Raw genomic sequence first — 11,869 nt, forward strand, 5'->3', positions numbered from 1 at the left:
CGTCCATTGTTACAGGAGGGGAAAAAGAGCCTATATCAACGAGTATTGACCACCCCCGGTTGCGAGTTGGTGGCCGAGGCGGGTCAGACGTCTGGGGTGCTGCAACCAGCCTTCAGTAGCTTCTATGTCTATGAGCAGGTCAATGCCAAGGGGGCCGGCTGGGTAAAGGTCGGCCCCGACAGCTATGGCCAGAGCATCGGTTGGTTACCCCAGTCTTGTACTGTGGATTGGAAGATGCAGCTGACTCTGGCTTTCACCAATCCGGCTAACCGAGATCGCCTGCTTTTTTTCAAGGAGCGAGATCAGCTCGATCAGATTCTGGAGGCGGCGGATCCGGTCGCCAAGGTTGCACCGCTGCGCGCTGCGTTGAAGAAGCAGGGCAATGCTGGCGGGGTGCTGGCGCAAGAACCCGAGTACTTTGTCGATCTGCAGCAACAGTTCTATCTGTTACCCATCCTCAGTGGTGAGGAGGTCATGACCGAGGATGGTTTCTACACCCGTTTGCTCAATGTGGCCTCGGTCAGCAAGGCCGAGGCGGCCACTGTTGAACCCAGTGCCAAGGTGAGCCAGCTCAAGGAGTTCAATGCTGCTGTGGTGTTCGTGGTGGATTCCACCATCTCGATGGGGCCTTATATCGAGCGAACTCGGGAGGCCGTGCGCAAGGTCTATGAGCGGATCAACAAGGAAAATCTGGGTCAGCAGGTGAAATTTGGCATGATCTCCTTTCGCTCCAACGCCCAGGCGGTGCCTGGTCTGGAATACACCACCCGCATGTATGCCGATCCTAATGAAATCAAAGATGGTGCCGATTTTTTGAAAAAAGTGGCCGATCTCAAGCAGGCGACCGTTTCGAGCAAGCTGTTCAATGAGGATGCGTATGCAGGTGTGATGCAGGCAATAGACCAGGTCGACTGGAGCCACTTTGGAGCCCGTTATGTGGTGCTGATCACCGATGCAGGTGCGATAGAGGGGGATAACAAGCTCTCTACGACAGGATTGGATGCCAAGCAAATCCGCTTGGAAGCTGCCAACCCAGGTGTGGCGATATATACCCTGCACCTGAAAACGGCGGCGGGTAAGAAAGATCACGCCAAGGCTGCGAGCCAATATCAGGAGCTATCGACTTACAGTGGTACCAATACCTCGCTTTACTATCCGGTCAATGCTGGCGATGTAAACGAGTTTGGTGACAAGGTTGATGCGTTGGCTACCGCCATCACCGAGCAGGTAAAAGCATCCTACTTTGGCGAACCTGCCATCGGCAGCGCCAGTAACGCCACGGAGGATGATTCGCTCACCCCGGAGCAAAAATTGCTGCAAGATACTGCGCTAATCGGTCATGCCATGCAGCTTTCCTACCTCGGCAAGAAGAGTGGAACACAGGCTCCTCTGGTGTTCGAGGCCTGGATCAGTGACCGGGATCTGATCAAGCAGAATATCCCGACCACCGAGGTCAGGGTGCTGCTCACCAAGGGCCAGCTTAGTGATCTTAGCGATGTGGTGAAACAGATTTTGGATGCGGCTAATGAAGGCATGATCTCACCGGCCAAGATGTTCGAGCGCTTGCGCTCGGTGGCTGCGACCATGGGGGCTGATCCCAATCAGCTCAAGCAGTTGGATAATACCAGCATCACGAGTCTGGGGGTGATGGGGGAATACCTTGCCGATCTGCCTTATCGCAGTGATGTACTCAATCTGGATGAGGAGACCTGGAAGAGTTGGGATGGGTTGGCACAGGAGAAGTTTATCCGCACCCTAGCGACCAAGTTGCGCCATTACCAGCGTTACAATGCTGATGTCAGTCGCTGGGTGGCGCTGGCCAAGGATAGCGATCCCCGTGATCATGTCTATCCGGTTCCTCTGGAAATGATGCCCTGATGCTTTGTATCGAAGCTATGAGCATAGTGCGGGGCAGCGGTGAACAGGCCCACAGGGTCTGTTTGCCCTCACTGAACTTGCCTCTGGGGCAGGTGGTCGCCGTGACAGGGGAAAGTGGCTGCGGCAAGAGCACCCTGCTTGAGGTGATTGGGCTGTTACTGACTCCCAGCCGCGTGGGGCGGTTTGAGATGGACTTTACTGATGCAACTCCAGTAGTGGTCAATATTGCACGTTTGCTGGCGGCCAACGATCAAGCGGCGTTAGCCGCTATCCGCGCAGCTAGAATAGGCTTTATGTTGCAAAGCGGTGGTTTGCTGCCCTTTTTGACGGTGAGAGACAATATCCGCTTGCCCTGCCAACTGCTGGGTATCGCAGAAGATGAGCGGTTACTCACGCGGGCCGTCCAGACCCTCAAGTTGGCGGGATTGCTGAACAAGAAACCGGCCCAGCTTTCTATCGGGGAGCGCCAGCGAGTTGCTTTTGTGCGGGCGGTAGCGCATCGACCTAAGCTGTTACTGGCCGATGAGCCTACCGCGTCGCTTGATCCCCACACTGCTAGATTGCTCTTTGCGCTCTTTATCGAGTTAGTTCAAGAGTGGGGCATCGCGGCGCTGGTGGCCTCCCATGATTGGGGGCTGGTCAAGACGTTTGGCTTGCCCTGTCTCAAAGCTAATTTGACGCGGGGAGAAACTCATTTTGCGCTCTCCTAAACGCGGACTACTGCTGCGCTTGGCCATGCAGGATCTTTGGCATGATCGCTCGGTATCGTTTTGTATTATCTCCTCGCTGGTGGCCGTCATCGCCCCTTTACTCCTGATGTTTGGGTTGCGTTATGGGGTGGTAAGCCAGTTGCAGCAGGAGCTTGCGAGAGATCCACGTAATCTGGAGATCCGCATGGTGAGCAGTGGCCACTATTCAGCAGAATGGATCGCTGCCCTGCAGCAAAAATCGGAGGTAGGTTTTGCCATCGGCCAAACCCGATCCCTCAATACCCAAGCCGATTTGCTTAAAGATATGAGCCATTTCATTGAAAATGCGGAGGTGATCCCGACCGATCTTGGGGACCCGCTGCTCGGTGCATTGCAGCCGGGAGGGGAGGATGAGGTGATCCTCAGCTCCGAGGCCGCGCGCCGCTTGGCTGTCCGTGAGGGTGACACTATCCGCTTGCGCGTCATGCGCCAGCTAGACACTCGACGCGAATGGGGAGAGCGCACCCTGACAGTGGGCGCGATATTAGTGCCCACTTATTTCAACCGTCCAGCCCTGTTCGTGCAGCAGTCTTTGCTGCTGGCGCTGGAGTCTTTTCGTGATGGCTATCGTATCCCTATGCTGGGGATCAGCACAGGTCTGCCGTTAACGGACAAACCGCCGATGTTCGCTCGCGCCCGCATTTATGCCAACAGTATTGACCAGGTGGCGGCGCTTGATCTGTGGCTCAAGCAGCAGCGTATCGAGACAGTGAGCCGACTGGCAGATATCGAGAACATAAAGAGTATCAACAGGGTACTTAGCCTCATCTTCAACGTCATCGCTGGCACCGCGCTGATCGGCTGTATTGCCTCCTTGATCGGCGCTTTCCTCGCGAACGTGGATCGCAAGCGCAAGCACATTGCAGTATTGCGCTTACTCGGTTTCACCAGCCCGGCGGTGGGCCTCTACATCATCTTTCAGGGGGTGATCCTGACGCTGCTTGCCTATGGGGGCGGCATTTTGCTCTATCTGAGCGGCAGTGCACTGTTTAATAGGACGCTGGCTAGCAGCCAGAGTACCGAACAGATGATCTGCCGGATCACCCCATTTCATAGCTTATTGGCCCTAATTCTGGCCCTGACGGTGGCCATTCTGGTGGCCATTATTGGCGCGCGACGAGCCATTGCCATTCAACCTGCGGAGAGTCTGCGTGAACTCTAAGAAGACCTTATCCCGGCTCATCATCATGGGATGTGCCCTGTCCAGCGGTAGTGCATTTGCTGAGCCATGGCCAGAGAAAAATTACAATCCCAAACCCGATGCAGAAGATGTGATCCTGCCGATGCCATGCGAGGGATCCATGGCCTTTCGGCGAGTGCAGGTGCCAGTCAGCGGCCCGCTGGAAGACTTACCCATTCAGGTAGGTCAAGACGGTAGCGACTGGGGCTTTGTCGAGCACACTCATCCTGCTTTCATTGCCGGTAGTTTCACTCAGTCAGCTAAGGAGCAGGGCCGCTATTACCTGATGGCTAAATATGAGCTGAGCCAGCTGCAATATCAGGCACTTACCGCAGATACCTGCCCTACACCATCGAAGAAGCTTAGCCTGCCGGCGAGCGGCATAAGCTGGTTTGATGGGGTCGCGGCAACCGATAAATACAATCTTTGGTTGCGACAGCATGCCGCTGACCAGATCCCCAAAGAAGATGGTAAAGCGGGGTTTGTACGCTTGCCGACCGAAATCGAGTGGGAATTTGCTGCTCGTGGCGGGCTCAAGGTCAACAGCGCTGAGTTTCGTGATATTCGTTATCCAATGAATGACCTTAAAGAGCATGAATGGTTTGCTGGGGCTCAGTCAGCCAATGGTCGTTTGCAACTGGTGGGGCTGCTTGCTCCTAACCCGTTGGGCTTGCACGACATGTTGGGCAACGTGGACGAGATGATGTTTGAACCTTTCTACCTCAACAAGCTCGATCGTCAGCATGGTCAGGCAGGTGGTTATGTGGTAAGAGGTGGAAATTACCTTACCGAGCAGGCCGCCTTGCGCAGTGCGGCCCGCAAAGAGGTGAGTTACTACGATGACGATCGTCACTTTACCAGCAAGAGTACCGGACTACGACTGGTGCTAGTTTCTCCCACCATGACCTCGACCAAGCGGGTCAAGAGCATCGAGAGCAGCTGGCGGCAACTGGGAGCAAACAAACCGGCAGGGGAGGCCAGTGATAAGAAGGATGCGGTCAGCGAGCTGAATACACTGGCCTCCGGGGTTGACGATGAGGGGCTCAAGCAGAAACTGAAAAACCTGGAAGGCCAGCTCAGGGCTAGCAACCAAAAGCAGCAGGAAGAGCGTGCACAGTCGATTCGCGCCAGCCTTAACCTCGGTGCCTTTCTTTGCACCAAGTTACAAGATGATGGCAAGTTCTTGGATTTTCTTAGCTCCAACTATGAGCTGCTCTGCAGTGATAAAGCAGATCAAAACTGCGCAGCTCGCAAGACCAAGCTGGATGAGCAAAAAGAACGACTGAGCCAGCTTACTGGCTATTACGCCAGTGGTTTGGTTGAGTCTGCATCCATATATGGTGAGGGGCCAATTAAAGAGCAAGTATCAGTTTTTAATCAAATGCTGACAATTAACAAAAAGCTGAATGGACTTAGACCATTTCTTGCAACTCATTGGGCAAACCAGCAGCGTTATCTACAAAATGGAAAAATTGATGCTGTCATGTGGTTGGAAAACTGTAAGAAGTTGCAATGACTTAATTGAATTTAAAAATGCTCAGCCTTTTTGACCAATAGTGAGGTCATGTTCTGAATTCCAATATCTATGAGTCCCTATGCGAAGGGGTCATCACGCCCCTAAAGGTGAACGGGGATTACCCAATACCAATGGAGAAAATCATGATCCACTTTTTTAACCAAGTATTACGCGTAGTTTTATTTAGTGTTTTGGTAACCGGAGCGGTGGCCACCTTCGCTGCTGATGGTACTTTTGAGATTGAGACCAAGGTGCCTGCAACTCTGAGCGGAAAACTGAGCTATGCCAGCATGAAATTCTGGGTCGAAGTATCAGGGAAAGATGCTGTGGAGCTATGGTTCAACGATGAGGATTACACTGCTCTAATGGAACTTGTGGGAACTCAAGTAGCATTTGATGGCTCTATGGTGACTTACACCAATGGGAGTGTCTATTTTCAGCCCAAGCTGGCAAACGCATTGGCTGGATTTACTGTACGCAAAAATGATGAATTGAACTTTGATGTGCTGCTCAATGGTGAGCTACTGACTCATCACGACAGTTATGCCGGGGTTGATGTGGCCCACCAGTTTGCAATACCCGATGGTAAAGCCGCACTTCTTGAGCTTTTTAGTGGTGGGGTGGCGTGTCCTGTTCTCTATCAATTAGTCATTACCAGGAAAGACTCCCTGACGATGATGTCTGAGGTATTTGGCACTTGTAGTGATCAAGGCAAGCTCAGTTCCTATAGCAACAGTTTTACTCTCGAACTGCCCGGCAATCCTAGTGAGCGTTGGGTATGGGATATCAACAGCCTTATGCTACGTAAGGACTGACAACTGCCATTGAAAAAGCTTCATGAATAGTTCATAGAGCAATTATGTTGGGGCATGAAAAATTCGGTGTTAAAATTGAATGGATTGGAAAGGTACACTCCTGATGAGTGGGATAAATAGATGGTGTTTCGATATTTATAAGCATACATCATCGTATGAGATTTAACTTTCATAAATAATGTTCATATAAAAATGGAGCTTATATGTCAGAGATGGTTTTTTGTCGTGGGTGTGGTAAGGAAATTCACAAAACAGCAACATCATGTCCCCATTGTGGAGCAGTATATGGTGCAAGCAAGAGCCGGATTACTGCCGCTCTACTTGCTTTTTTCCTTGGTGGGATTGGTATTCACAAGTTTTACCTTGGCAAGACCCTGCAAGGGTTTCTATATCTAATCTTTTGCTGGACGTTTATTCCGGCAGTCATCGCCTTCATTGAGTTCGTGATATACATCTGTATGTCTGATGAGAAGTTCGCAGAGAAGTACGCCAAAGTGTAGTCAGGGGGGAGTATCTGAGCCCGCTTGCGCGGCGGGCTTTTTAGGTTCAAGATTTGCCGTTGGCTATGTTCCGATTACGTGTTGCCCCAGTGCCCCAGTGCCTCATGCAAACACGCTTTGATATTTACGCCCCTTTCGTAACGCTCCAGCATCATGCGCCAACCTAGGTAGTTCTTCAGGTAGTGCGTAGCCACGCCATGGAACCGCTCCATCCACTCTTTCCATCGATGGTGATGCCTGTTCACGTGTTGGATGTGATAAGCACCGACCAGTCGTTCGCCCCTTGCAACCACGATGCTTTGGCGGACGTGGCAGTCCCCGTTGCCCCTTGAACGATTCGAGGAAGAAGGTCTCGTCTACCTCAACGATGTCCTCCCCTCTTCCCGGGCGGCCTGATGGGTTGCCATCGCACACTAGAAACGGTGACGCCAGAGGAAAGCTGTGTTTTTGCTGACTCCGCAACGTAGAGATCTTGCGAACGGTCACTCATTCGATAAGGGCTTGCGCGTAGTCTTACCAGCACTGGGCTTTGCGCAACCGAGCCATCGGCGTTTTGGTCAGAATGGTGCTGGTGCGCAGGCACAGTTTTCAACGGTAGCGGAGCAGTCCCCGACTCCATCCCTAAGTTACCAGCTGAGCGACATCGGCCTGACAATGTGGGCAGCCACTGCATGCCGGTAACTGAGTATTGAGCGAGGTAATGGGGTATTCCCCCATTTTTAGGAGCACTCAAAAGTAGAGGTCATGCGGCCTGCGCTAGGCGCTGTTTCGGCGTGTAGCCACCCAGTGCCATATTGGGCCGCTCATGGTTATAAACCCACAACCAGTTCGTAGCAAACTCCTGTAGTTCATTCTGTGACTCAAACAGGTATTGGCCCAGCCAGTCGTAACGCACCGTGCGGTTAAAGCGCTCGATGTAGGCATTCTGCTGTGGGTTTCCTGGCTGGATATACCTCAGCACTATTCCCTCCTGCTTCGCCCAGCGCTTGAGCTCTTCGCTGATGTATTCCGGACCATTGTCACAGCGGATTGCAGCCGGTTTGCCCCTCCACCCGATCACTTGCTCCTGCACCCGTTTGACCCGCGAGGCGGGCAAGGAAAAATCCACCTCGATGCACAGTGCTTCGTGGTTGAAATCGTCGATCATATTAAGCAACCGCACCGAGCGGCCATCGCTGAGTTGGTCATGCATGAAGTCCATCGACCAACACAGATTAGGCTGGTCAGGGACTGCCAACGGCTCCGGTTTGGCACGTACCAACCGTTTCGTGGGTTTTATCCGCAGATTGAGCTCCAGCGCCCGATAGATCCGGTATACCCGCTTGTGGTTCCAGCCAAAGCCTTTGACATTGCGCAGGTACAGGAAGCAGAGCCTGAAGCCCCAGTTGCGCTGGTTGGCGGTGAGGCGCAGCAGCCAGTCGGCAATCTCCTGATTTTCATCGGCCAGCACGGGCTGATAGCGATAGCAGCCTTCGCTCACCTTGAACACCTGGCAAGCCAGGCGAATAGAGATGGCGTAGTGAGCCACGGCCTTGGTCGCCATCTCCCGGCGGGCAGATGGCGTCACCACTTTTTTGCCATAGCCTCGGAGATGATCTCGGCCTTGAGGCGCTCCTCGGCATACATCTTCTTGAGGCGGCGGTTCTCGTCCTCCAGCTCCTTGAGACGAGCCATGAGGGAGGCATCCATCCCGTCGAATTTGGAGCGCCACTTGTAGAAGGTAGTGGTGCTGATGCCGTGTTCGCGGCAGAGCTCCGGGACGGGTGAGCCGGCCTCGGCTTGTTTGAGGATGGCGATGATCTGGGTATCGTTAAAACGTGATGTTTTCATGTAGAACCTCCTGCATTCACAGTACGGGAAAATTCTACTTATGAGCACCTCAGTTTTTCGGGGGGATTACCATGGCTTGTGGCGCCATGAGCTCCTGCTGGGCAAGCAGGGTAAGCAGTGGAAAGAGAGACAACAGGTGTTGAAAGGCTAGGGGATCCATGATGGTAGACCATCAAGGTGATGGCCCACTTCAAGATTAGCCTTTCAACACGTAATTGGGGCAGCGCCTTACATTAAGCTTCAATTGGATCATTGTTAATGATGTCTAGTTGAATAGGTGTGGGTTCAAAACTAAAAAAGCACCTCCATTAAAATGGAGGTGCTTTTATTTTCAATAGCTTATGTGTTTTGGCTTAGTTCATGCCGTAACGCTTGAGCTTCTTGCGCAGGGTGCCACGGTTGATACCCATCATCACGGCGGCGCGAGTCTGGTTACCACGGGTGTACTGCATGATCACGTCCAGCATGGGAGCTTCGACTTCGGAGAGAACCATATCGTACAGATCAATCACTTCCTGACCGTTCAACTGGGCCAGGTAGTTACGCAGGGCCTGTTGCACAGAGTCACGCAGGGGGCGCTGGGTCGGCTCGGCAGCGTGATTGTGAGTAGTTGTTACCAATGCATCAGAAGTCAGGGTTTGTTCGAACATATTCGGTCGGCTCTTTAGTTATCTTGTTAACCTAATCCATCGAAATACGCTTCGAGTGCCTCGAGCTGTGCGTCTGCACAATCCAGGGCATTGAAGTGCTTACGGAATTCTCGGCCCGTCTCTTCTTCATCCAGGTACCAGCCCACGTGTTTACGGGCGATGCGTGCTCCCAGATATGCACCATAAAACCGGTGCAGGTTGGTGACATGCTCGTTCATCAGGGTGCGAACCTCTTCCCTCTCGGGAGGCGGCAGCTTGGTGCCCGTCTCAAGAAAATGACGGATTTCCCGGAAAATCCAGGGTCGTCCTTGCGCAGCGCGGCCGATCATCACGGCATCGACACCGGTATAGTCGAGGACATACCGGGCTTTCTCCGGGCTGTTGATGTCGCCATTGGCGACAACAGGAATCGATACGGCCTGCTTAATCGCCCTGATCGTGTCGTACTCCGCTTCGCCTTTGTAGAGGCAGGCGCGGGTGCGACCATGCACGGCAAGGGCCGCGATACCGCAATCTTCGGCGATTCGGGCGATCTCCACGCCATTGCGGTTATCCGGATCCCATCCTGTGCGGATCTTCAAGGTGACAGGAACCTCCACTGCGTCCACCACGGCCCGGCAAATTGCTTTGACTTGGTCTGGGTAACGCAACAGGGCTGAGCCTGCCAGCTTCTTATTCACTTTTTTTGCCGGACACCCCATGTTGATGTCGACGATCTGTGCGCCCTGCTCCACGTTGTAGCGGGCAGCAAACGCCATCATCTCGGGATCGGCTCCGGCAATCTGGACCGATCGCAAACCCCCTTCAGCAGAGTGATCCATTCTCATCCTGGTTTTCTGGGTATCCCAGACATCCGGGTTGGCCAGCAGCATCTCGGAAACGGCCATGCCGGCCCCCAGTCGCAAACAAAGTTCACGAAATGGTCGGTCAGTTACACCGGCCATGGGAGCCACGATCAAGGGGGTTTCAAGCGTGTGGGGACCTATCTGCATTCCACGGTTACCATCGGCTTAGGGCGGCGTATATTACGCATTTTTTAGGCAGGAGAAAAGGTTAGTATTTGAGCGTCAGCCATTTTTTTCTGAAAAAAACGTCGCGCCAAGGCTTGCAAATTCTGGAGTTGTTGAAAAACGGCCAGATTGGGCGGCAAGGATCTCTGTACCATAGGGAGAGCTCCCTTGCATAATTGTCAGTCCACTTGCGAGGCCTGTTTGCGTTATGATGGCGAGCTTCCAAAGAGTAAATACTCCAAACATTTTCATAACAATGCGGGTTGGGGATCTATGACGTCAAGGTTCATCAAATCACTCTGGTCATGCCTGATGGGGGCCATGCTGGGGTCGGCGCAGGCGCAGACCATCAGCTTCAGCGAAGCCTGGACCCGGGTCATCCAGCAGGATGAGGGGCTGGCGGCCGAACAGGCAGGGGTGGAGCGCGCCAAACAGCTGCGAGAGGCGGCCAGGGACATGTATCTGCCCAAGGTGGATGTGGGGGCCAGCTATACCCACCTCGATCAGCCGATGGAGCTCGACATGATGGATCTCAATCCCATCGCCAACCATCCCGAGCTTGGCAAGGTGCTGGCCCCTCTGATGCAGGCCTTCAGGCTCACTCCGGATGACTTCGTCACTCCTCTCACCAAACAGAATGTGGTCACCAGCTCGGTCAAGATGCTGTGGCCACTGTTCACCGGTGGTCGCATCGATGCGGCGCAGGACATTCGCGAGGCCCAGGTGAGCGAGGCACAGCAGCTGCTGGTACTCAAGCAGCAGTCCACCTTCGAAAGCCTCTCCCAGACCTATTTCGGGGTGGTACTGGCCGCCCAGGTGGTGCAGACCAAGCAGGAGATCGAAGACGGGCTGGCTCATCATCTCGATCACGCCAACAAGCTGGAGGCCCAGGGCCAGATCGCCCGGGTCGAACGCCTCTCCGCCCAGTCAGCTTATGATAGGGCACGCATCGATACCCAGAAGGCGCGACGCAGCCTAGAGATCGCCCAGCTGGCCCTCGGCCACATGCTCAAGCTCAAGCAGGCGAACCCGGACAGCGCCCTGTTCGTCAACACGGAACTGCCGCGTCTGGAAGGGCTGGTGAGCCAGACTCTGGAAGTACACCCCGGCCTCAAGCTGCTCAGCGCCAAGAAGGAGCAGGCCAAGGGGATGATCCGGCTGGAGAAGGGCAAGTACGCCCCCGAAGTGTTCCTGTTTGGCAACTACAACCTCTATGAAGATGACTCACTGGCGTCCAAGACCACCCCGGACTGGCTGGTGGGGGTCGGTGTCAGCATGCCGCTGGTGAGCCGCGATGGCCGCTCCGAGACGGTGCAGGCCGCCAAGAGCGCCGAACTGCAGGTCAATCTGCTGCAGGCCAAGACCCGCCAGGATCTGGAATTGCTGGTGGAGAAGACCTGGCGCGAGGCGGCTCAGGGACTGGAGGAGTATCAGTCTCTCTCCTCCACCCAGGCTCTGGCGGAAGAGAACGTGCTGCTGCGGGACAAGGCATTCGGACAGGGGCTCTCCACCTCGCTGGATGTGGTGGATGCTCGCAACCAGCTGGCCGGGGTCAAGACCCAGCGCGCCGCAGCCGCCTATCAGTACGTGGTGTCGCTGGCCCGCCTGCTGGCGCTCTCCGGCCAGATCAACAGTTTCAACCAATATCAGCACGGCCAGGTGATCGAGGTGAACTCATGAGCCTGATGCTGACCGTGGATCTTTTTGTTCGTGTTTCGACCGCCAAGGGTCGCCAGATTGT

10 protein-coding genes and 2 pseudogenes are annotated in these 11,869 nt (G+C 54.2%); 7 read left to right on the forward strand and 5 right to left on the reverse strand.

Annotated features, from left to right (window positions below; all coding sequences use genetic code 11):
• The first annotated feature begins 45 nt into the window (after positions 1-45).
• The 6 genes from LA321_RS09995 to LA321_RS10020 all read left to right on the forward strand — a co-directional run bounded on the left by LA321_RS09995 (position 46) and on the right by LA321_RS10020 (position 6,638).
• Positions 46-1,878: a vWA domain-containing protein gene (locus tag LA321_RS09995; protein WP_201942168.1), complete on the forward strand. Its 1,833-nt coding sequence runs from the start codon at positions 46-48 to the stop codon at positions 1,876-1,878.
• Positions 1,879-1,895: 17 nt separating this feature from the next.
• Positions 1,896-2,588 (forward strand): ABC transporter ATP-binding protein, encoded by a 693-nt coding sequence (locus LA321_RS10000; RefSeq protein ID WP_224212267.1) that lies wholly within the window; start codon positions 1,896-1,898, stop codon positions 2,586-2,588.
• Positions 2,575-3,789, forward strand: a complete 1,215-nt coding sequence (locus tag LA321_RS10005; protein ID WP_224212256.1) for an ABC transporter permease — start codon at positions 2,575-2,577, stop codon at positions 3,787-3,789. The genes LA321_RS10000 and LA321_RS10005 overlap by 14 nt, the downstream gene beginning before the upstream one ends.
• Entirely contained in the window at positions 3,779-5,323 is a 1,545-nt protein-coding gene (locus LA321_RS10010; RefSeq protein WP_156140916.1) for a formylglycine-generating enzyme family protein, read from the forward strand. The genes LA321_RS10005 and LA321_RS10010 overlap by 11 nt, the downstream gene beginning before the upstream one ends.
• A 143-nt stretch (positions 5,324-5,466) precedes the next feature.
• Complete coding sequence (locus tag LA321_RS10015) at positions 5,467-6,138, forward strand: hypothetical protein (RefSeq protein WP_042070165.1); 672 nt, start codon at positions 5,467-5,469, stop codon at positions 6,136-6,138.
• 203 nt (positions 6,139-6,341) lie between these two features.
• Complete coding sequence (locus LA321_RS10020) at positions 6,342-6,638, forward strand: TM2 domain-containing protein (protein ID WP_042070164.1); 297 nt, start codon at positions 6,342-6,344, stop codon at positions 6,636-6,638.
• Between the two features lie 63 nt (positions 6,639-6,701).
• On the opposite strand, the pseudogene LA321_RS10025 reads toward LA321_RS10020, so the two are convergent.
• The 5 genes and pseudogenes from LA321_RS10025 to dusB form a co-directional block, all read right to left on the reverse strand.
• Positions 6,702-7,346, reverse strand: a pseudogene (locus tag LA321_RS10025) (IS1595 family transposase); the annotation flags it as partial.
• A gap of 34 nt (positions 7,347-7,380) precedes the next feature.
• A protein-coding gene (locus tag LA321_RS10030; protein WP_156140914.1) for an IS3 family transposase occupies positions 7,381-8,468 on the reverse strand; the annotation gives its coding sequence in 2 pieces (ribosomal slippage) (positions 7,381-8,216 and positions 8,216-8,468; 1,089 coding nt in all).
• A 64-nt stretch (positions 8,469-8,532) separates the two neighbouring features.
• Positions 8,533-8,628: pseudogene (locus tag LA321_RS20290) on the reverse strand (IS1595 family transposase); the annotation flags it as partial.
• Positions 8,629-8,821: 193 nt separating this feature from the next.
• Entirely contained in the window at positions 8,822-9,118 is a 297-nt protein-coding gene (gene fis / locus LA321_RS10035) for a DNA-binding transcriptional regulator Fis (protein WP_005309538.1), read from the reverse strand.
• Between the two features lie 26 nt (positions 9,119-9,144).
• Positions 9,145-10,110: a tRNA dihydrouridine synthase DusB gene (gene dusB, locus LA321_RS10040; protein WP_026458041.1), complete on the reverse strand. Its 966-nt coding sequence runs from the start codon at positions 10,108-10,110 to the stop codon at positions 9,145-9,147.
• Positions 10,111-10,401: 291 nt separating this feature from the next.
• On the opposite strand from dusB, the gene LA321_RS10045 reads away from it, so the two are divergent.
• Positions 10,402-11,808 (forward strand): TolC family protein, encoded by a 1,407-nt coding sequence (locus LA321_RS10045; protein ID WP_042070160.1) that lies wholly within the window; start codon positions 10,402-10,404, stop codon positions 11,806-11,808.
• The last annotated feature ends 61 nt before the right edge of the window (positions 11,809-11,869 follow it).

This window comes from Aeromonas enteropelogenes, assembly GCF_020097295.1.
GTDB classification, from domain to species: domain Bacteria; phylum Pseudomonadota; class Gammaproteobacteria; order Enterobacterales; family Aeromonadaceae; genus Aeromonas; species Aeromonas enteropelogenes.

Bases quoted from the DNA above. Each gene is read 5' to 3' on its own strand.
- fis (WP_005309538.1), bottom strand. From the start codon at position 9,118: ATGTTCGAACAAACCCTGACTTCTGATGCATTGGTAACAACTACTCAC.
- LA321_RS10015 (WP_042070165.1), top strand. From the start codon at position 5,467: ATGATCCACTTTTTTAACCAAGTATTACGCGTAGTTTTATTTAGTGTT.
- LA321_RS10045 (WP_042070160.1), top strand. From the start codon at position 10,402: ATGACGTCAAGGTTCATCAAATCACTCTGGTCATGCCTGATGGGGGCC.
- LA321_RS10000 (WP_224212267.1), top strand. From the start codon at position 1,896: ATGAGCATAGTGCGGGGCAGCGGTGAACAGGCCCACAGGGTCTGTTTG.
- LA321_RS10020 (WP_042070164.1), top strand. From the start codon at position 6,342: ATGTCAGAGATGGTTTTTTGTCGTGGGTGTGGTAAGGAAATTCACAAA.
- dusB (WP_026458041.1), bottom strand. From the start codon at position 10,110: ATGCAGATAGGTCCCCACACGCTTGAAACCCCCTTGATCGTGGCTCCC.